General features: G+C 51.3%; 16 protein-coding genes and 1 pseudogene. 11 read left to right on the top strand and 6 right to left on the bottom strand.

Annotated elements, in window-relative coordinates:
- The first annotated feature begins 261 nt into the window (after window positions 1–261).
- Together ileS and IXB28_RS00080 are read left to right on the top strand one after the other, a co-directional pair.
- The gene (gene ileS, locus IXB28_RS00085) at window positions 262–3105 is read left to right on the top strand and encodes an isoleucine--tRNA ligase (RefSeq protein WP_215616573.1); all 2844 of its coding nucleotides are present in this window, start codon (window positions 262–264) and stop codon (window positions 3103–3105) included.
- Between the two features lie 39 nt (window positions 3106–3144).
- Window positions 3145–3738, top strand: a complete 594-nt coding sequence (locus IXB28_RS00080) for a hypothetical protein (protein ID WP_215616507.1) — start codon at window positions 3145–3147, stop codon at window positions 3736–3738.
- Between the two features lie 40 nt (window positions 3739–3778).
- On the opposite strand, the gene IXB28_RS00075 is transcribed toward IXB28_RS00080, so the two are convergent.
- Complete coding sequence (locus IXB28_RS00075) at window positions 3779–4813, bottom strand: TIGR00341 family protein (RefSeq protein ID WP_215616506.1); 1035 nt, start codon at window positions 4811–4813, stop codon at window positions 3779–3781.
- 256 nt (window positions 4814–5069) lie between these two features.
- On the opposite strand from IXB28_RS00075, the gene IXB28_RS00070 reads away from it, so the two are divergent.
- The gene (locus IXB28_RS00070; RefSeq protein WP_215616505.1) at window positions 5070–5471 is read left to right on the top strand and encodes a BON domain-containing protein; all 402 of its coding nucleotides are present in this window, start codon (window positions 5070–5072) and stop codon (window positions 5469–5471) included.
- 107 nt (window positions 5472–5578) lie between these two features.
- On the opposite strand, the gene IXB28_RS00065 is transcribed toward IXB28_RS00070, so the two are convergent.
- A complete protein-coding gene (locus IXB28_RS00065; protein WP_215616504.1) occupies window positions 5579–6568 on the bottom strand; it encodes a sugar transferase in 990 nt (329 codons plus the stop codon).
- Window positions 6569–7057: 489 nt separating this feature from the next.
- Here IXB28_RS00065 and IXB28_RS00060 point away from each other — a divergent pair, with 489 nt between their 5' ends.
- Window positions 7058–7645, top strand: a complete 588-nt coding sequence (locus IXB28_RS00060; RefSeq protein ID WP_215616503.1) for a GIY-YIG nuclease family protein — start codon at window positions 7058–7060, stop codon at window positions 7643–7645.
- 47 nt (window positions 7646–7692) lie between these two features.
- Here the strand turns inward: IXB28_RS00060 and IXB28_RS00055 are convergent, their stop codons facing one another.
- A complete protein-coding gene (locus IXB28_RS00055; protein ID WP_215616502.1) occupies window positions 7693–8673 on the bottom strand; it encodes an ABC transporter ATP-binding protein in 981 nt (326 codons plus the stop codon).
- 525 nt (window positions 8674–9198) lie between these two features.
- Here IXB28_RS00055 and IXB28_RS00050 point away from each other — a divergent pair.
- From IXB28_RS00050 to IXB28_RS00040, 3 genes are all read left to right on the top strand, one after another.
- Window positions 9199–9579, top strand: coding sequence for a DUF4864 domain-containing protein (locus IXB28_RS00050; RefSeq protein WP_215616501.1), 381 nt, complete (start codon window positions 9199–9201; stop codon window positions 9577–9579).
- A 181-nt stretch (window positions 9580–9760) separates the two neighbouring features.
- Window positions 9761–10402, top strand: coding sequence for a LexA family protein (locus IXB28_RS00045; RefSeq protein ID WP_215616500.1), 642 nt, complete (start codon window positions 9761–9763; stop codon window positions 10400–10402).
- 769 nt (window positions 10403–11171) lie between these two features.
- Window positions 11172–11504 carry a hypothetical protein gene (locus tag IXB28_RS00040; protein ID WP_215616499.1) on the top strand — a complete coding sequence of 111 codons (333 nt, stop codon included), beginning with the start codon at window positions 11172–11174 and terminating at the stop codon, window positions 11502–11504.
- A gap of 32 nt (window positions 11505–11536) precedes the next feature.
- Here the strand turns inward: IXB28_RS00040 and IXB28_RS00035 are convergent, their stop codons facing one another.
- A complete protein-coding gene (locus tag IXB28_RS00035) occupies window positions 11537–12889 on the bottom strand; it encodes a Na+/H+ antiporter NhaC family protein (protein WP_215616498.1) in 1353 nt (450 codons plus the stop codon).
- Window positions 12890–13036: 147 nt separating this feature from the next.
- On the opposite strand from IXB28_RS00035, the gene IXB28_RS00030 reads away from it, so the two are divergent.
- Window positions 13037–14497, top strand: a complete 1461-nt coding sequence (locus tag IXB28_RS00030; RefSeq protein WP_215616497.1) for a glycosyltransferase — start codon at window positions 13037–13039, stop codon at window positions 14495–14497.
- On the opposite strand, the gene IXB28_RS00025 is transcribed toward IXB28_RS00030, so the two are convergent.
- Window positions 14494–15117, bottom strand: coding sequence for a LysE family translocator (locus tag IXB28_RS00025; RefSeq protein WP_215616496.1), 624 nt, complete (start codon window positions 15115–15117; stop codon window positions 14494–14496). The two genes, IXB28_RS00030 and IXB28_RS00025, sit on opposite strands and share 4 nt — an antisense overlap.
- An 80-nt stretch (window positions 15118–15197) precedes the next feature.
- On the bottom strand, window positions 15198–15971 hold the full coding sequence (locus IXB28_RS00020) for an ABC transporter permease (protein WP_215616495.1): 774 nt from the start codon (window positions 15969–15971) through the stop codon (window positions 15198–15200).
- 240 nt (window positions 15972–16211) lie between these two features.
- Here IXB28_RS00020 and IXB28_RS00015 point away from each other — a divergent pair, with 240 nt between their 5' ends.
- The 3 genes and pseudogenes from IXB28_RS00015 to IXB28_RS00005 form a co-directional block, all read left to right on the top strand.
- Window positions 16212–18200, top strand: a complete 1989-nt coding sequence (locus IXB28_RS00015) for a type I restriction-modification system subunit M (protein WP_215616494.1) — start codon at window positions 16212–16214, stop codon at window positions 18198–18200.
- Window positions 18197–19210, top strand: coding sequence for a PDDEXK nuclease domain-containing protein (locus IXB28_RS00010; RefSeq protein WP_215616493.1), 1014 nt, complete (start codon window positions 18197–18199; stop codon window positions 19208–19210). The genes IXB28_RS00015 and IXB28_RS00010 overlap by 4 nt, the downstream gene beginning before the upstream one ends.
- A 55-nt stretch (window positions 19211–19265) precedes the next feature.
- Window positions 19266–19941, top strand: a pseudogene (locus IXB28_RS00005) (restriction endonuclease subunit S); the annotation flags it as partial.
- Between the last annotated feature and the right edge of the window lie 285 nt (window positions 19942–20226).

The raw sequence follows: 20226 nt of genomic DNA, 5'->3' as shown, positions 1-20226 counted from the left end.
TCCCGGCTACTCCTTGGGGATATTCATCTTTACGGAATGCCCGGGCTGAACAAGGGGAAAAAAATTAAAACTATTGAAGCATTAGGAACTTCTAAGGCAGAATGACTGGAGCGTAATATAGGAAACTGCTGGATTCATTCTTTTAGTTTCCTGCGCAAACGATAAAACCCCCTTAGTTTTTCCAGTATCGTGACTGACCCCAAAAGCGCCGACGCTAAGAGCTATAAGGACACCGTCCTACTGCCCAAGACCGATTTTAGTATGCGGGCCAACGCAGTGAAGCGTGAGCCAGAGTTGCAGGCCTTTTGGGATCAGAGCAAAATTTATGAAACCCTGTCCCAGGAAAATTCGGGGGAGGTGTTTGTGCTGCACGATGGGCCGCCCTATGCCAATGGCAACCTGCACATGGGCCATGCCCTGAATAAGGTGCTGAAGGACATTATTAATAAGTACCAGCTGCTGCGCGATCGCAAAGTACGCTACGTGCCCGGCTGGGACTGCCACGGTCTGCCCATTGAACTCAAGGTGCTGCAAACCATTGACCGCAAAAAGCGGGCCAGCCTGACGCCGTTGGAGCTGCGCCAAAAAGCCAAGGAATTCGCCCTGGAAACCGTGGAAAACCAGGCCAAGGGGTTCCGCCGCTTTGGCGTGTGGGGCAACTGGGACAAGCCCTACATGACCCTGCAGCCCGAATATGAAGCCGCCCAGCTAGACGTGTTTGGGGCCATGGTGCACAAGGGCTACATCTACCGAGGCCTCAAGTCCGTCCACTGGAGCCCGTCGTCCCAGACCGCCCTGGCCGAAGCCGAGCTGGAATATCCCGAAGGCCACACCTCCCCCAGCATCTACGTGGGCTTCCCCATGGTCAGCGCCTCCGACGCTGCCCAGGATGCCCTAGCCCCCTACATGGACAACCTGGGCGTCGCCATCTGGACCACCACCCCCTGGACCATCCCCGCCAATGTAGCTGTTGCCGTCAATTCAGAGCTGACCTACACCGTAGTGGAAGTGGCCACCGGTGCCCCCTACAAATATTTGATTGTGGGCAAGGACCTGATCGACACCCTGGCCACCTCCTTTGACACCGACCTCACCGCCAAGGTGGACATCACCGGGGCGGACCTGGCCGGATGCACCTACCACCACCCCCTGCACACCAAAGAGGACACCTTTAACCGCGAAAGTCCCATCGTCATCGGCGGCGACTACATCACCACCGAGTCCGGCACCGGCCTGGTGCACACCGCCCCCGGCCACGGTATGGAAGACTTTGGTGTCGGTCAAAAGTACGGTCTACCCATCCTCTGTCCGGTGGATGCGCGGGGCTACTTCACCGCCGAGGCGGGCAGTTTTGAAGGGTTGAACGTACTGAAAACCGCCAACGAAGAGCTGATCAAGGCCCTCACCGACGCCAACACCCTGCTGAAGCACGAACCCTACCAGCACAAATATCCCTACGACTGGCGCACCAAAAAGCCCACCATCTTCCGGGCCACGGAACAGTGGTTTGCCTCGGTGGAAGGGTTTCGGGATGAGGCGTTAAAAGCCATCTCCGACGTGCAGTGGATCCCGGCCCAGGGAGAGAATCGCATCACCCCCATGGTCAGCGATCGCTCCGACTGGTGTATCTCCCGCCAGCGCAACTGGGGGGTGCCCATCCCCGCCTTCTATGACGACGAGACCGGCGAAGTGCTGATGAACCAGGAGACCATCGCCCATGTGAGGGAGATTTTTGCCGAGCATGGTTCCGATGCCTGGTGGAGCATGTCCGTGGAGGAGCTGTTGCCCGAAACCTACCGCAACAATGGCCGCACCTACATCCGTGGGTTTGACACCATGGATGTGTGGTTCGATTCCGGCTCGTCCTGGGCGGCGGTGGCGGATCAGCGGGATGCCCTGAAGTATCCGGTGGACCTGTATTTGGAAGGGTCGGACCAGCACCGGGGCTGGTTCCAGTCCAGTTTGCTCACCAGTGTGGCCACCCACGGCCATGCCCCCTACAAAACGGTTCTAACCCACGGGTTTGCCCTGGACGAGAAGGGTCGCAAAATGAGTAAGTCCATCGGCAATGTGGTGGACCCCTACGAGATTATTGAGGGCGGCAAAAACAAAAAACAGGATCCCCCCTACGGTGCCGATGTGCTGCGGTTGTGGGTCTCCTCGGTGGACTATTCCTCCGATGTGCCCATTGGTAAAACCATCCTGAAACAGCTGGCGGATGTGTACCGCAAGATTCGCAACACATCGCGATTTTTGTTGGGCAACCTGCACGACTTTGACCCCAAACAGGATGCGGTGCCCTATGACGAGATGCCAGGGTTGGATCAGTACATGCTGCACCGGATGACGGAGATTTTTGCAGAGGTGGAAACCGCCTTTGACACCTATCAGTTCTTTAAGTTCTTCCAAACGGTGCAGAACTTCTGTGTGGTAGATCTCTCCAACTTCTATCTCGATATTGCCAAGGATCGGCTGTACATCAGCGATGCTAATTCTGCCCGGCGGCGCAGTTGCCAAACGGTTCTTGCTGTTGCCCTGGAGAATTTGGCCAAGTCCGTTGCGCCGGTGCTGTGCCACATGGCGGAGGATATTTGGCAGCATATGCCCTACGAGACCGGCACCAAGTCGGTGTTTGAGGCGGGCTGGCTCACCATTGATTCTGCCTGGGCCAAGCCGGAGCTGGCGAATACCTGGAACCAGCTGCGGGAGCTGCGGGACGAGGTGAACAAGGTGTTGGAACAGGCGCGCTCTGCCAAGGATATTGGCTCTTCGCTGCAGGCGAAGGCGCTGATCTACATTGCCGATGCCCAGCTGCGGGAACAGCTGGAAACGATGAATCCTAGCGATGCGATCGCACCCGGTTCTCTCCATGTGGATGAGGCCCGCTACTTGTTCCTGGTGTCCCAGGTGGAGATTTTGGACAGTGCGGACAGGCTCAAGGACATCAAGTATCGCAGCGAGTCCGATGCCTTTGGCATTGGCATTGTGGATGCGGAGGGGAAAAAGTGCGATCGCTGCTGGAATTATTCCACCCATGTGGGTGAGTCGGCGGAGCACAGCACCATTTGCGAGCGCTGTGTGGATGCCTTAGATGGCAAGTTCTAAGCCTGAGCTATGATCGCGGTGTAGCCGGTCTGTCGCCATATGCCCTACAGCAAATTCAGCTTACAGAAGGTTCAGCAAGCGTTTGGTCTCGTTGTTCATGAGGCCATTCACTTCTTGCCAACGATACCCACGGTTGCTCCAGATACGCTGCTGACTTCAACCTTGGCAGACAGTTTGCCCCTGGCACTGGCCCAGGGTAATGAAAAGGCCCGCAGTGAATGGATTATCAATCCAATTTTGACTGCGGTGCGACGGTTAGCCAATGCCAAGGTCAGTGTGTTTTCGGGTAAAGAATTTAACGTTGACCCAAGCCAAGAATTGGTGGGGTATGTGGATTTTTTGATTGCCCGCTCCCCCAGGTTGTTAGTGCTGGAATCGCCTGTGATAATGATGGTGGAGGCAAAACCCGAAAACCTGAATGCGGGTTTGGGACAGTGCGCCGCTGAAATGGTAGCGGCGCAGATTTTTAACCAACAGCCCGAGAAGACTGTTTATGGCTGTGTGACCAATGGTGAACTGTGGAAGTTTCTAAAGCTCCAGGGAACAGATTTGACCATTGATTTGGAAGCCTACGGTCTGGAGCCATTGGAACGGCTATTGGGGATTCTGGTGTATTTGGCCTGTGAGGGATAAAAAAGTCTCTCCGCCGACAAATCATATAGTCCAGAGCCGCTTATTCTTCACTAACCGGTTCACTACTGGCAGGCTGCACTTCTTCGCGGGTCACTTCCTTCACTTCACTCACTTCAAAAATCAGCGTAAAGTCCCGTTTCATCCGCTGACTCACATAGGTCTCTAACAACGCCACCTGCTTTGGCGTCACCGGTTCGACACTATACACCGTCAGGCGCACCTCGGGCGGGCTGGACAACCAATTAATATCACTATCGATCAGCTCTAATCGGGTAAAGGTGACCGTACCATTGACCAACGCATCCCGCACGCTGTCCTCCGCTCGATTTTGGCGCACCAGCTCCACTAAACTCACGGCCAACGGCACAATCAATGCCGCTGTCATCATCAACACAAATCGCAACGACTTACGTGCTTTTTGAAATGGGGCATAGCCGGTGAGCCAAAAGGCCAACATGCAAGATAGGGTAATGCCGATCAGGTTGGTGACATAGAGCAGGGTGGCCCCCCAGCTGAGGGCCATTTTTGCCTGGGCCAACCCCAAACCAATGACGCACACCGGCGGCATTAGGGCCACGGCGATCGCAGTGCCCGACAAGGTATTGGATAGCTTTGGCTGCACCTTGGCAAAGCCGCTAATGCCGCCCGCCGTGATGGCAATGCCCAGATCTAGCAGGGTGGGTTCCGAACGGGCCCACACTTCGGAACCATATTCCGATAGCCCCAGCATGAGGCCTAGGGCGGTGGATAGCGCGATCGCAATTAAAGTCCCAAACCCCAGGGCCTTTGCCCCTTCCTGAATCAGCTCAATATCGCCTTCTAAAAAGCCAAAGGCCATGCCACGAATGGGTAACATCAGCGGCGCCACCAACATCGCCCCAATGATCACCGCCGCACTATTCGACAACAGCCCCAGGGTGGCGATGATACAAGCGCCGATGGTCATCACCACATAGTCGCGGTTTAGCTCCGAGTCATTCATCAGGCTATCGCGCATGTGCTTGAGCACCATCGGTGACACGCGCCGCCCACCAAAATATCGATTTGTGACCGTTTGCAGCCCGTCTCGTACCATGGTTCGCCCTATTGAAAACATACTGCAACCGCTGTCAGACTATAGCAAGTTGCTTCACCATCAACTTTAGCTATTACGTACCAGGCTGACGAGGTTAAGCCAATGAATCAAGAAAATCTGCTATTCCGCGCAGAAAATTACGCCATCAAAATTATTTGTTTCTGAAGATGCGGCGGGGATCGAAAGTCGACCGCTACCCTATGTATGGGTTAGACATCTGTTCTACTCACTTGTGATAGTCACGTAGGAAATTTTCATGGGTTTTCTAAAGCGTATTTTCAAGCAAGACAAGCCTGCAGGTGCTAGCACCAAAGCTGGTCGTCGCCCCGGTGCAAAAAAAACAGCTCCTAAAACCACGGCTGCTGCACCCACCGCTACCGCTGCCAACAATGCCCCCGCAGAAGAGGATATTCCTCTATGCAAGATTGGCCTAACCGGTGAATTCGATGAGAGCGGCCTAGCTAAGCGCGTCACCCTAGCGTTCGACGAAGATTCTCAGTTGGATGATGTTGAAACTCTATGGGTTGCTCAGCTTAGTAGCAAAGTGGTCCTCAAAGGTAAGGTACCGAGCCAAGGGATTCTTGACAAAATGGTTACCGTTGCCAAAGGCGTTGATGGCGCCACTGCCGTTGACACGAGCCAGGTAGAAATTGGCTAAAGTTAGGGTTGCCAAACCTAACCGATAGCTAAAAAAAAGCAGCGGGGTAGTCACCCTGCTGCTTTTTTAATTATTCAAGCTTCAATTGAGCATGCAGACTGCGCATATCAATGGGCGCCAGATTCCTTGCTGAATAACACAAGTACGGTTTTGACAATCAACTGGATATCGTAGAAGAAACTCCAGTTCTCTTGATAGCGCAGGTCGAGTTTGATCACATCCTCGAACTTAGTGATACTAGACCGACCATTGACCTGCCATTCGCCTGTCATACCGGGCTTCACATTGAGACGCTGCCAAGCACCAACTTCGTACTGCTCAATCTCGTCTGGTGTTGGGGGCCGTGTACCCACAAGGCTCATGTCGCCTTTAAGTACATTCCAGAACTGAGGAAATTCGTCCAAGCTGGTTTTGCGCAGAATACGACCAATCTTCGTGATTCGGGGATCGTTCTCATTCTTAAATAGAGGGCCTTCAACCTGATTGACCACCTCTTTTTTCCGGGCTTCAGCATCGGTGACCATGGAACGAAACTTCCAAATCTGAAACCGCTTGCCTAGCCAAGAACATCGGGTCTGGGCAAAAAAGATAGGACCGCCATCATCCAACTTGATGATGATGAATACGGGGACAAAAACAATCGCAGTTAGCAATAGTCCCACTAGACCGCCCACAATGTCCAAAGCACGCTTAGCCTTGGAATTCACTGAAGGATGGGTCTCAGGCAGCATCTGCTGGCCTTCGGTGGAGTCACTTTCAGCCGCTAAGGAAATATCAAAAACCTTGTCTAGCTCAGTCAGCGACAACACCATCATCACTTGAGGGGGGACCTCAACTAGACGCAAACTAGCGCCTCTAGCCGCACTTAAGCGATGGCAAATCACTAAGGCTCCGATACCGCTACTGTCAAGAAAGCGAGTCTCCGAAAAGTCCAGAACCAACTCGGACAAGTCGGGATTTTCAGTAAACAGATCCTGGCATTGCTTTTTGAATGCCGTAGCCTCTACCACAGTCACATTGGCGGGTAGCTGAATAGTTTGAAACTCCGATTGGATTAGAGCTGACGCAGGAGAAGACGTCTTAACACTATCGACCATAAAACTAATAGCAATACTTACAACAGACTTTTAGAACCATCGATAACCTACAGATTACCCATAAGTTCAATTAGACGGGTTATTTATAACTTTTGTTTGCCTCGTTTAGCCAAACGAGCAAATAGAAATTAGCGTTATGCAAATCGGTATTCACTCGGTAGCCACCCTCCGCTGTCAATAATATTAAGCAACAACAATCAAATCTGACATCGAAAAGCGTAGGGTCTACACAATCAATACAAACAGGCCATGGGTTTAGGTAGGAGTCTTCATATTTTTGTGTCCTGGCCAGCACTTTCTAGGACGTGTCATCACGTAAAACCTTATACTTCCGGCAATTTATCGCAGCCGCTAGAACGCTCCGGCTAAAATTACGGATCAAGGAAATGATGACAGTTGTAAAGCAGGTATTCTTGATACTAGATAGAGAGGTATCATCGTTTCAAAGAATGATGCATCCCCTACATCTAGCGTTTAGTTTACATGCCCATGGGTTCTCGAAAGCAAACGTCCCTCTTAAATGAGGATGCCCAACAGGCGATTAGCCAATCTCGATTTCAGAATTTATTGCCGAAAACCGAGCTGGGACGACAGGAGCTGATGGACTGGAAACAGAAGGTTGCCACGTTCCAGAAAACGGTTAAAGCTGCACCCATTATGGAGCAGGCCAGTTTATTTGATGCGGCCCCTGACCCGGCAGAGGCCATTGATCCGTTTGCGCTGCCCCAACAAAATACGGAGTTTTGGCGTTGGCAGTTTAGCGATGTGGGGGTGGCGGCCCTGTATTTTGTGGTCGATTACCACAGTGAGCTGTTGCTATATGTGGGTGAAACGGTGAAATCGAACCAGCGATGGAAGGGCGAACATGACTGCAAACGCTATTTGATGAACTATCGCCAAACACATTACCATCACGATCTCGATAGTCAGCTAGGGATTGCATTTTGGCGTCATGCGCCGGCAGACCGCCGTCCCCGGCAAAAAGTGGAGTCGGCCCTGATATATAAGTGGCGTTCTCCGTTTAATAAGGAAAATTGGAAATTTTGGGGCACGCCGTTTATTGGGGAAGGGGTTTAGGTGCTCATGGCTGAGCGCTCAGCAAAGCCTCAGCGCTCAGCCATGAGCTAAACGCTGCCTGCGTCAAACACGCGGCCAATGACGTCTTCAATGGGGGGATCGGCCACGGTGAGGTCCTGCACTGGCAGCTGGGCAAGGGCCTGGGAAACTTTTGTGGTTAGGTCTTCGCGCTTGACTAGGAGTACGACTTTGCAACCATCAATGGACTGAATCTCACCGTAGGCACTGAGGACATCGGCCGATACTTCTGCTGCTAATTCTGCGGTCACTTCCCGATAGGGGGCAAAACGCTCCACCAGGCGATCTAAGGAGCCATCATAAATTAGCTGGCCTTGATAGATGAGGAGAACGCGATCGCACAGAGCCGTAATATCGGCCATGTAGTGACTCGTGAGCACAATGGTGGCCTGGTAGCGCTGGTTATACAGCTGCAAAAACTTGCGCACCGCCATCTGGGCATTCACGTCTAGCCCCAGGGTGGGTTCATCTAAAAATAGAACCTTAGGATGATGCAGTAGGGCGGCCAACATTTCCGCCTTCATCCGCTCTCCCAGGGAAAGTTTACGTACCGGCTGGGTTAGCTTATCGGCAATGTCCAGCATTTCAGCCAGCTCATGAATCCGCTGGCGCAGTTCCTGGGACGACAGATCATAAATAGCGCCATTGATGCGCAACGAATCGAGGGCTGGCAAATCCCAAATCAGCTGCTGCTTTTGCCCCATCACCAGGGTAATTTGCTCTAAAAAGGCACGCTGCCGCTGAAAAGGCACCTGCCCCGCCACCCGCACCTGGCCGGAAGATGGATAAATTAACCCCGTTAGCATCTTTAAGGTGGTGGTCTTACCCGCACCGTTGGGGCCCAAAAAACCCACCACCTCACCCGGTTCTATGTGAAACGAAACCTCATTAACCGCCTTCACCTGACGATAGTCACGCTGAAAAAAGTGACGCAACGTTCCAGAGAGGCCTGGTTGTTTAATTGCAACTGGATAGACCTTGGTTAACTGTTGAACATCTATGGCAGACATCGGCTTGAATCCAGCACACACCCCGGTGGCAAAATATAACACACACCGACATCCGGGAACTTTTCTTACTCCAAAGACGTTTAATTCACTGAGAAGGGACTTGGGTGTATCAAACAAACTTTACAATTAGATAAGACGGTGGCGATGTTGGGTGGCGCTACGTCTCGGGATAATGGCATCTGAGATATCCTGACAAAACGCATCAGCTCAAGGCATCTTTTAACGATACAGCGACCAAGTTTATAGCAAATCACCGGGAATCCATCCTGATTCCATCAAGAGGGCGTTGTCTATTGAAAAGGGAAACTCTCAAATCGATAGGAATGGATAGAAATCTTCAGCAACGATTTACATGTTGTTGATCAAACCGCAAACCCAGCGGCTGAAGCAGCTATCGCCTTCATTAGAGTGATAGATTTACAGGGATGAATAACAAATTTATTCAGCGATTGTTATTCAATTTATTGGCTCGATCAAGCTCAAAAACACAGCACCCACGTAGCGGATTTGGGGCAACAAATAATTGTGTATAGAAAGAATTTGTCAACCCACGATAAGCATGCCATCCGTAGCATTGTCGAACGACAACTACAGGCATTTCAAGATAATGACGCAACAACAGCTTTTTCCTTAGCCAGCCCCGAGCTGCAGCGCCAGCTGAGGCAACCCCATGCCTTTATGGAAATGGTGCGCACCCATTATCAGCCAGTGTATAGCCCCCGTGCGGTGATTTTTGAAGGCATTGTGCACATCCAAAAGCGTCCCACCCTCCAGATGATGGTGATGACCAAAGGGGGCACGTTAGTGCGGGCGCTTTACATGATGCAACAGCAGGCTGACTCCACCTGGCGCATTGCGGGTTGCCAGCTACTGCCGGTGTGTATTGAGAATCGTCGCCGCCCTTAGCCCAGTCAAGGCCACAGACCACAGATTTCTATTAATCAAACGCCGAAGTGAGGGGCTGAGATCGCAGCCTCTTACTTCGGCGTTCAAACAAATTTACAACAATTAATCACAGATTTTTTACCCCCTAGGCATTTATAGGACATTTGAACTACAATACAAACGTCCTATACGATGTTGACCCATGGCTGTACGCAAACCCCACGGAATTGTACTCAGCTTCATCGAAGCCTACTGGCGAAAACATCACAATAGTCCCACGGTGCGTGAAATTATTAATGGCACCGAGCGGTCCCATGGCAGCATCCAAAACAGCCTGAAATGGCTGGAAAAGCATCAATACATTACCCGCCGCAAACGCACGTCCCGCAGCATTAAGCTCATTAACTTTGAGGATGCCAATTTACCCTGTCCCCCCGACCCCGATGGTCTGCCAATTCGCGGTGAAATTTCAGCAGGCTACTGCCACGACCCCGCCACCGAAGCCCATGGCTATCTCAACATTGAATATAGCGGACGTAAACACAGCGACTATGTGCTCAAAATTTCAGGAGACAGCATGGTGGGGGCGGGTATTCCTGATGGTGCCTATGTGGGCATTCGCCCAGTAGCCGACGACTACCTGCCAAAACCAGGGGAAATTGTTGCGGTCTATGTAGACGGGCAAGGCTCTACCCTAAAACACTTTTACCAAAAAGAATCGGTGGTGGTGCTAGAAGCTGCCAACCCCAAATATGACCCCATGATTTTTGATCTAGATACCTGTGCCTTACGGGTACAAGGCACTCACATTTTTACCCATTGGCAGTCAGCGGCCCTGATCTAAACTCTCGTAACAACAGACACCACAACCAGGACACCGTTAGCTGGCCACCATTGCCCCAGGGTGTCTCAAAACTGTTTATAGTTGTAGACAATCGCCTGACCACATCACTATATAGAAATTTTTACCGGCTCCGTATCTCCCCCCGGGTGTGGATACAGAGTCATTTTTATGTCGTTGCTGCCCCTTTCCATCAGCAACGACATCTATTAAACCCATAGCACCGTTTTCGGCATCGGCACAATGTCGTAGCCAGAAGCCTGACCTGGGGGGCATATGACCAAAAAACAGACAACAAACGGCTGTAAGAAAAGATACTTTGAATCTCAGTAATCTACTTTAAATAAATTTCATCGATGAGTCACAGAAGCTTATTGTAGTTAACTTCATCTGCAAAAGCCAATCTACACAAGGCTTAGCCGCATTAAAGAGAGTCAACAAAAACAACAAACCCTAACAGCTATTACCTAAAAATACGTAGAATTGTACGCAGTAAAGGACGCCACATCAAAAGTCCTGGATTTAAGAAGATTTACGGGAAGGTTGTAGGTATAAAGGGCTTGTCAGAAATTCAAATCATGGGCTTGAAATCATGGCTTAACAAGCCTTTCAGGATTAAACCGTGAGGTAGTTTCTTAACAGCTCCAAAGTCCCTTCGTTATCGATACTCACTTATGCGGGTCTGTATCCCATGACAAGCATGCATCCAATCCTAAAAGACTGGTTACAAAATCTCGGCTGTTTTCTACCCCTTGCCTTCTTCGGCTTTTGCATGGCCGTCATTGTGCATTGGGTATCCACAGAAACTGGCCCCGCTAGAATTCTAATTATTTTGCAGTCGAAAATTTTAGAAGGTGAACATTCTGCCAATCTCACCATCGCTATTTTCGTCATTCCTGCCCTAGTTGGAGCATGGTTAATCTCTAAAGCCTGGCGTCGATTCTTTAGACGTTTTGGGGTTTACGATCGACCAACCACCAATGTGGGTTTTGAACAACCTAACGTTGGCTTTGAACCCACTAGCATTGGTTTTGACCAGCCCAATACGCCGGCATATTCTAGCCAGGCCATGGCGAATGAACGTGACTCACACTCGATGGGCTAGCCAGCGGGCCTAGGCTCAGTTGCCGCTCAGCGCTAACCGTTGGATACGTTGGCCATGGTGGATATTGGCAGAGCGTCTAACCGGCTAGGCCACAACCAATTGCACAGGGGCACGAGATAGAGGTACACCGCAAAGGGGATAAAACCAGGGCCAGCCATTAACAATGTGGCCGGGACTAATCCGGCAATGTTCCAAGGAATTAATGGGGCAAGGACAACGGCTGTATTTTCTAGGTCGATGGCCACCTGCTGATTTCCATAGCCCCGTCTGCGATACTCAGGGGCGACGAGCTGATGGGTCAGCAAAATGGTAATCGTCTGGGTGCAGCCAAAGGCACCGGCCATTAGGCTAATCAGAGAGGTGCCGGCAAAGAGGGTGCGCTGTTGACGCGCCACCCGCAGCCAACGCCCCACCCGTTCTAAACTCTGGGTTCCCGTTAACAACCCCGACAGGGTGGTGGACAACAACACAACGGCACACACCTTGAGCATGGGCCACAGGCCACCCCCCACTAAAATAGTGGCGAGTTCGGTGTGGTTATCGATGGTAAAGCCCCATAGGGTAAAGCGGATGATATCTCCTAGGCCATAGTTTTGCACCCCAATCCCTAACCAGGCCGCGACAATCCATCCCAAAATGATGGTCAGTTTTACGTTTACCCGCAGGCTAGCCAGCAGCAACACTAGGAAAGCGGGTAGCAGCGTAATGGCCGTCAGATTGAAGGCAGCGGCCAGATGTCGGCTGATCTGCGATGGCTGAGAGATTTCTAGGGGATAAAACCAGGAAAGGACGCCATAGATCAGCAACGTCAGCGCCAGGGGCAACAGTGACGTTAGCAACATCTGCTTGAGGTTTTGATAGATGGGGGTTTTGGTCACCATGGCGACGAGATAGGCGCTGGATGACAGTGGCGAACAGCGATCCCCCACGTAGGTGCCCGCAATAATGGCACCGGCCACAATATCGACGTTTTCGATGCCGGCACTGCGGGCCATAATCATCAGCGCTAGGCCGATGGTACCGGCGGCCCCAAAGGAGGTGCCGATGAGTGTGGATACTAGGGCCGACAGAATAAAGGCACACAGAATAAAATAGTGTGGATGGATTAGCTGGGTGCCGTAATATACCAGCGCGGGTACGGTACCGGCGGCCAGCCATGTACCCATTAGGGCACCGATGAGCATCAAAATGCTAAACACGGGCCAAGCTTGTTTGGCCCCCTGCCAGCAAAAGCGACATAGGGTGGCCAGGGAATAGCCGCGACGCAGATGGATGAGGATAAACAGTGCGATCGCAGCCCCCAAGGGCCACACCAGCGCCACACCGTGGAGCACACTCAGCAATAAAAAAACAAAGGCCATTAACAGGCCAAAAATAATATCCATAACATCGCCTGGACTAGAACAACCGTTGCCGATGTAAACCAGCAGCAGCACAGTTATTTATCTGGTACTCATTTTCTAACCAGGCAGTTCATAATTTTGCCAAATATAATACCCCTGCACCCCCATTAACCGCAGATTTCTAACACCATGCCCCTGTCCACCATGGTTACCAATGCCTATGACCTACTGCTATGCATCATCGGCCTATACAGCTGCCATCGCCTGCTGATCATTTGGCGGTTTTATCACCATCGCCATCGCACCCCCCAGCCCCAGCGTTATTTCTCCGATGTCGATTTACCCACCATCACGGTGCAGCTGCCCATCTTTAACGAAATCAATGTGGTAAAACGGCTCTTAACTGCCGTAGCCCAGCTCAACTATCCCCAAGACAAGCTAGAAGTGCAGGTGCTAGACGACTCCACCGATGAAACCCGGCTTGTATGCCAACAAATGGTGGCACAGCTCCAGACCCAAAATCCCAATATTCACCATATCCATCGCCAGCAGCGCCAAGGCTTTAAAGCCGGAGCCCTGGCCCACGGTCTCGACCAGGCCCAGGGAGAACTAGTGGCAATTTTTGATGCCGACTTTGTTCCCGTCCCAGACACCTTATTAAAAATGGTGCATCATTTTTCAGACCCATCGGTGGGCATGGTGCAGGCCCGGTGGGGCCATCTCAACCGGGGCTATTCGGCCCTAACAGAACTGCAGGCCCTAATGTTAGACGGTCATTTTGTTGCCGAGCAAACATCTCGCAGCCGCACCGGCTGTTTTTTTAACTTTAACGGCACCGCAGGCATCTGGCGCGCCGCCGCCATTGTGGATGCCGGGGGCTGGCAACATTCAACAGTAACAGAAGATTTAGACCTGTCTTATCGGGCTCAAATGTGCGGCTGGCGGTGTATTTACATGCCCGAGATCCAAGTACCCGCCGAGCTGCCCATGGAAATGAACTCGTTTAAGTCGCAACAGTTTCGCTGGGCCAAGGGCTCTAGCCAGGTAGCCAAGCTGTTGTTACCATCCATACTACGGGCCGACTTTCCCCTCCATATTAAATGGGAAGCCTTTTTTCACCTAACTAACAATTTCAACTACTTGCTAATGTTGTTATTGTTGTTTCTCGCCCTGCCCTATCAGCTCTATGTAACGCCCTACAGTTGGCAATATGCGCTATTTTTCCATGTGCCAATTTCACTCATTACCAGCCTGAGTTTAATTAGCTTTTATCTAATTGCCCAGCGCCAACCAGAGGATAAATGGATATCCTGGCAGCTGGTGCGCAACCTGATGCTGATGATGGGGGTGGGCATTGGTCTGAGTATTAACCAGTCCTTAGCGGTATGCGACGGCCTCATCGGCACCAACAATGATTTTGTGCGCACCCCCAAGCACGGCATTGTTACCACAACGGAACGATGGATCGATAGGAAATATCGAGCGGCCAAAAACTGGGTGCCCTATTTGGAACTCACCATGGTGGTGTATTTAATGGTGACAATTGCGATCGCATTCCTCAACCACCATTATCTGTCCCTACCGTTTTTGGTCCTATTCCTGACAGGCTATGGCTACACCTTTAGCCTCAGCATGTTTCAATCCCGCTAGCGTTCGGCCACCGCTAAGCGTAAGCCTAACAAGATAAGTACGGCCCCCGTCATCCGCTCTAGCCAGTGGGATACTTTGATCAGCAATTGCTTGATCCAGCCCTGGGAAATAAACAATGCTACCAAGACAAACCACACCAGCGACTGTAGCGCCACCGTGCCACCGTAAATCGCCTGGGCCATCAGCGGTGTCCCAGGCTGAACAATTTGGGTAAATAGCGCCAGGAAAAACAAGGTAGCTTTTGGGTTGAGTAAATTTCCCAACAGCCCTAATCGAAATGCGGCAAAGGCACTGACAATGCGACGATGGTCTTGAAATGAGTCAGCCTTAACGGGCTTTGCCTGGAGAGACCTTAACCCCAGGTAAATCAGATATCCAGCCCCCAGTAGCTTAATGGCATTAAACAACAGGATTGACTGGGAAATGATAGCCCCGATGCCAATCAGGCAGTAAGTGGCATGGATAGTGTTACCCAGACCAATGCCCACTGCGGTGAATATGCCCGCCCGACGGGAATAGGCCAAACTACTGCGCAAGGTGAGGGCAAAATCTGGGCCGGGGGTGATGACGGCTACCAACCCCACAACAAATACCGTGAACCATCCAGCCCAGAATGTCATAGCTTACCTGCGATACGAGTGAACTTAGGTTAGAACAAACAATTGTGCAGTGCAGCGTCATTTACTACATACTGTCCCCTTTAATATCCACCTAAAATGCCTTTGCGTTTTGCCTGCCGTTCGGCCCAACCAAAAACAACTAACCCCAACCCAAAATAGGCTAGCCCGTTAACTAGCGCTATACCCAACATCACAATATCCAATCCCTCTCCACGGGCCATCAGATCTCGCAACAGCCCAGTGCTGGGCAACATGGGTAGAAAGTTAGCGACTATTTTGGCTTGGCCACTCCATTCTTCGGTAGGTGCGGCTAATAAAAACAATAGGGCAAACTGAAAAATGGGCAAAATCTGTTGCACCCTTTTGAAGATTAGCGCGCAGGAACCCATGATAAAGGCTAAACCGTAGGCCGCCATAAGCAGGGTTAATAGCGGCAAAATTAGCCCCAGCGGAAACGACAGTTTGCTCCCCGTAATGCCCATAAGGATAAACAGGATCAGCACAATGATGGTCATGCGCAGGGCTAGGCTAGCCACCGCCCGGGCAAAAAAGATTTTTGGGGCGGCAAACGGCGATAGAAAAATTTGTTCCAGCGTACCGGTCTGGGCCTCTGATTGAATATTAAAAGCAATGTCGTTGACGATGTAGAGCGCTAACGTCCAGAGGACATAGCCGACGACGACGGAATCGAGGCGATCGCCAAAGTTCATGGCGGGACCCGCCATATATTGGGCGCTGATAAATAAACCGTAGAAAACGGTGGTGATGATCACCACACCGCCAATGATTTCGCTGGGATACCGGATAAATTGAATCCAGGTACGTTTTATTTCGCCGATAAGCAGGTTGAGCATACAGATCTAGAAGGGGTGGTCGCCTTTCCATGATGGCTTTTAAAGCTCCTTAACCCAAGGATTAGAGATCGATTTATCAGTACTGTGTATGGCAAATCATCTCGGATACGTGCTTATTACTGAAGAAAAACCGTATATTTACTGGCAGAATTCACAGAGCTGCTATTACAAGGACTACTATTACGGTTTTTAGACCTTACCCTTGGCCAATTGCTGTAAAGCTCATTTTGCGACTAACGAATGAATCCGATCAACCATGCTCAAATTGCTAAATTTCTCTGGTCAATCGCGGAGCTGCTGCGGGGTGATTTTAAGCAATCTCAGTATGGCCGCATCATTTTGCCGTTTACCTTGCTGCGACGGCTGGAATGCGTGATGGAGCCCACCAAGCAAGCGGTGCTGAATGCTGCTAAGAAGCATCAGGATAAGCCTGACCAGGTGCGGGAAAAGCTATTGCTGCGGGCGGCAAAACAGCAGTTTTACAATGCTTCACCTCTGACCATGGGCACGCTATCGGACACTCAGACGGCAGACGACCTGATGAGCTATGTGCAGTCTTTTAGCAGCGATGCACGGGAAATTTTTGAGCATTTCCGGTTTGAGGAGTTTGTGCAGCAGCTAGCAGCTAGCAATCTGCTTTTCCAAGTAGTGCAGCGGTTTGCGGCCACCGATCTCAGCCCCCAGCACATCTCAAATTTTGGCATGGGCCTTATCTTTGAAGAGCTGATTCGCGAGTTTGCTGAAAGTTCTAACGAAACGGCGGGGGAACACTTCACCCCTCGCGATATCGTACGCCTGACCACGTCCCTGGTAATGACGGGGCAGGATGACAAGCTTAAGCCCAATAGCATTGTTACTATTTACGACCCCACGGCAGGTACGGGGGGCTTTCTGTCGGAGGGGGATGAATACATCCAGGAGATTGGTGAGCAGGTAACGGTCTCGCTGCATGGCCAGGAACTGAATCCGGAGTCCTACGCTATCTGCAAAGCCGACATGCTAATCAAGGGGCAGAAGGTTAGCAATATCAAGCTGGGCAATACCCTCTCCGAAGATAAGCTGGCCTCTGAACACTTTGACTTTATGCTCAGTAATCCGCCCTTTGGGGTGGAGTGGAAAAAGGTAAAAAAGCAGGTGACCGATGAGCACCAGCAGCGGGGCTTTGATGGGCGTTTTGGACCGGGGTTGCCCCGTGTGTCGGATGGGTCGCTGCTGTTTTTGCTGCATCTGGTAAGCAAAATGCGAGATCCCCGTGATGGCGGATCGCGCATTGGCATCATTCTCAATGGGTCGCCGTTGTTTACCGGTGGGGCGGGCAGCGGAGAATCGGAAATTCGTCGCTACCTGCTGCAAAATGACCTGGTGGAGGCGATTGTGGCCCTGCCCACGGATATGTTTTACAACACGGGCATTGCCACCTATGTGTGGGTGTTGTCGAACCATAAGCCGCAGACCCGCCGGGGGAAGGTGCAGCTGATTGATGGCACCGAGCATTTCAGCAAGATGCGAAAGTCCTTGGGAAGTAAGCGCCAGTACCTGAACGAGGAGCAGATTGAGGACCTGGTGCGGATCTACGGGCGATTTGAGGAAACGGCTAAGAGTAAGATTTTTCCCATAGAGGCGTTTGGCTATCGGCGCATTACCATTGAGCGTCCGTTGCAGTTGGCGTTTCAGGTGACGGAGGAGCGGGTAAAGGCGGCCCTGGCGGAAAAGCAGATGCAAAAGTTGGATGGGGAAGAGCAGAGCCGCTTGATTACGGCACTGAATGGGATGGATGGGGAAACGATACATCTCAACCGGGGCAAGTTTATCAAGGCGCTGAAGGCAGCACTGAAGGCCCAGAATGTGGAGCTAAAGGCACCGCAGCTGAAGGCGTTGTTGAATAACCTGGGTGAGCGTAACCCTGAGGCGGATATTTGCCGGGTTAAGGATAAGGCCAAGGGCGAGCCGGAGCCGGATACGGGGTTGCGGGACTATGAAAATGTGCCTTTGGGGGAGTCGATCACCGACTACTTTGAGCGGGAGGTGAAGCCCCATGTGCCCGACGCCTGGATTGATCAGGGCAAATGCGATCAGCTGGATGGTGAGGTGGGCATTGTCGGGTTTGAGATTCCGTTTAATCGGCATTTCTATGTGTTTGAGCCGCCGCGCCCGTTGGAGGAGATTGACCGCGATTTGAAGCTTTGTACGGATCGGATTAAGCAGATGATTGAGGAGCTGTCGGCATGACGGACGTGCTCAGTCCTGCTATGGAGAAAAGCTTTGTCGAAGTGGCAGAGATGATCCAGACGGCAAAACAAAAGGTCATCCAGACTGCGAATACGCAGCTAGTGGAGCTGTATTGGCAGGTGGGGGCTTACATTAGCCAGAAGCTGGAGCAGGCGGAATGGGGCGATGGGGTGGTGCAGCAGCTAGCGGACTATTTGGCCCAGACTCAGCCGGGGTTGCGAGGGTTTACACGGGCTAACCTATTTCGAATGCGGAAGCTTTATGCGACTTACCACGATGATGAAAAAGTCGCACCACTGGTGCGACAATTGCCCTGGACCCATAATTTAATTATTGTCAATCAAAGCAAACGCCCTGAGGAGCGGGAATTTTACCTGCGGCTGGCGATTCAGGAAAAGTGGTCGAAGCGGGAGCTGGAGCGGCAGTTGAAAGCGGCATTGTTTGAGCGGACGGTGTTGAATCCGGCAAACGTGTCACCAGCGGTGACACAATCTCATCCGGCGGCGATGGATGTGTTTCGAGATGCCTATGTGCTGGAGTTTTTAGATTTACCGGAGCGCCATACGGAGGCAGATTTACATCGGGCATTGTTGCGGCAGTTGCAGGACTTTTTGATTGAGTTGGGGCGTGATTTTTGTTTTGTGGGGTCGGAGTATCCGGTGCAGGTAGGCGGGCGAGACTTTGCGTTAGATCTTCTATTTTTTCATCGGGGGCTAAACTGTCTGGTGGCGGTGGAGCTAAAGGTGGGACGGTTTGAGCCAGAGTATTTGGGCAAGCTGAATTTTTATTTGGAAGCGTTGGATCGGGATGCGCGGAAGCCCCATGAGAATGTAGCGATTGGGGTGTTGTTGTGTGCGAGTAAGGATGATGAGGTGGTGGAGTATGCGCTGAATCGGTCGTTGTCGCCTGCGTTGATTGCGGAGTATCAGACGCAGTTGCCGGATAAGGCCTTGTTGCAGGCGAAGCTACATGAGTTTTATGCGTTGAATGTGGGAGGAGAGGGGGAATGAGCTTTCCGAGGTATGAGGCGTGTAAAACTCAAATTCCAGATGTGGAGGTGCGGCAATGAGCATGAAAGTTAAATGGCCGTGTGACTTTCCAAATCGCTGGAAAATGTTTCCTTCAAAGCGCCTTTTTCCTGAGTCAAAAGAACGGGCACCAGAAAGCGATAAGCAGCTTTCTGCTACGCAGGATTATGGTGTTATTGCTCAGGCTGAATTTATGCGTCTGGCAGGGAGGCGAGTCGTACAACTCAACCAGCACTTAGACAAGAGAAAGCGCGTAGAGGTAGGTGACTTTGTCATTAGTATGCGAAGCTTTCAAGGAGGGTTAGAACGTGCTTGGACTGATGGAGGAATTCGTTCTTCGTATGTTGTATTGAAGCCAAGAGAAGATCTCGTTCTAGGTTATTACCAACGCTTGTTTAAGTCAGAAGACTACATTCAGGCATTGCAATCAACAGCCAACTTTATCCGTGATGGTCAGGACTTAAACTATCAAAATTTTGTTTTGATAGACCTTCCTTATCCTCCAGTATCAGAACAAATCCAAATCGCTCGCTTCCTCGATCACGAGACTACTCGCATTGACGCCTTGATCGCGGAGCAGGAGCGACTGATCGAGCTGCTGAAGGAAAAGCGGCAGGCAGTGATTTCCCATGCGGTCACCAAGGGCCTCGACCCCACCGCCCCCATGAGAGACTCCGGCGTCGAGTGGCTCGGCGAAGTGCCCAAGCATTGGGAAGTGTCTCGGCTTAAGTATCACAGCTCCAGGATCGGAGATGGATTACACTCAACACCGCAATATGATGAAAATGGTGACTACTTTTTCATAAATGGTAATAATCTCATTGAGGGGAAAATTAGTGTTGCTCCTACAACTCGAAAAGTAAGTGAAGATGAATTCCGCAAGCATCAAGTGCCACTTGATAGTAGCTCAATCTTAATTTCAATTAATCAATAGTCCGGACAGAAAAGCGAGAGAAATAGCCAGAAAAGCTATTCAGGCACTAAGGTTTTGTTAACAG

It is taken from the genome of Leptothoe kymatousa TAU-MAC 1615 (genome assembly GCF_018739865.1).
Taxonomy (GTDB): domain Bacteria; phylum Cyanobacteriota; class Cyanobacteriia; order Phormidesmidales; family Phormidesmidaceae; genus Leptothoe; species Leptothoe kymatousa.
This window is presented reverse-complemented; position numbering and strand designations above follow the sequence as displayed.

What these genes read in the sequence shown, in the direction of transcription:
- IXB28_RS00065 (WP_215616504.1), bottom strand. Translation starts at nt 6,568, where the DNA reads ATGGTCGATAGTGTTAAGACGTCTTCTCCTGCGTCAGCTCTAATCCAA.
- IXB28_RS00045 (WP_215616500.1), top strand. Translation starts at nt 9,761, where the DNA reads ATGGCTGTACGCAAACCCCACGGAATTGTACTCAGCTTCATCGAAGCC.
- IXB28_RS00060 (WP_215616503.1), top strand. Translation starts at nt 7,058, where the DNA reads ATGGGTTCTCGAAAGCAAACGTCCCTCTTAAATGAGGATGCCCAACAG.
- IXB28_RS00035 (WP_215616498.1), bottom strand. Translation starts at nt 12,889, where the DNA reads ATGGATATTATTTTTGGCCTGTTAATGGCCTTTGTTTTTTTATTGCTG.
- IXB28_RS00070 (WP_215616505.1), top strand. Translation starts at nt 5,070, where the DNA reads ATGGGTTTTCTAAAGCGTATTTTCAAGCAAGACAAGCCTGCAGGTGCT.
- IXB28_RS00025 (WP_215616496.1), bottom strand. Translation starts at nt 15,117, where the DNA reads ATGACATTCTGGGCTGGATGGTTCACGGTATTTGTTGTGGGGTTGGTA.
- IXB28_RS00075 (WP_215616506.1), bottom strand. Translation starts at nt 4,813, where the DNA reads ATGGTACGAGACGGGCTGCAAACGGTCACAAATCGATATTTTGGTGGG.
- ileS (WP_215616573.1), top strand. Translation starts at nt 262, where the DNA reads ATGCGGGCCAACGCAGTGAAGCGTGAGCCAGAGTTGCAGGCCTTTTGG.
- IXB28_RS00055 (WP_215616502.1), bottom strand. Translation starts at nt 8,673, where the DNA reads ATGTCTGCCATAGATGTTCAACAGTTAACCAAGGTCTATCCAGTTGCA.
- IXB28_RS00040 (WP_215616499.1), top strand. Translation starts at nt 11,172, where the DNA reads ATGGCCGTCATTGTGCATTGGGTATCCACAGAAACTGGCCCCGCTAGA.
- IXB28_RS00015 (WP_215616494.1), top strand. Translation starts at nt 16,212, where the DNA reads ATGAATCCGATCAACCATGCTCAAATTGCTAAATTTCTCTGGTCAATC.
- IXB28_RS00030 (WP_215616497.1), top strand. Translation starts at nt 13,037, where the DNA reads ATGCCCCTGTCCACCATGGTTACCAATGCCTATGACCTACTGCTATGC.
- IXB28_RS00020 (WP_215616495.1), bottom strand. Translation starts at nt 15,971, where the DNA reads ATGCTCAACCTGCTTATCGGCGAAATAAAACGTACCTGGATTCAATTT.
- IXB28_RS00010 (WP_215616493.1), top strand. Translation starts at nt 18,197, where the DNA reads ATGACGGACGTGCTCAGTCCTGCTATGGAGAAAAGCTTTGTCGAAGTG.
- IXB28_RS00080 (WP_215616507.1), top strand. Translation starts at nt 3,145, where the DNA reads ATGCCCTACAGCAAATTCAGCTTACAGAAGGTTCAGCAAGCGTTTGGT.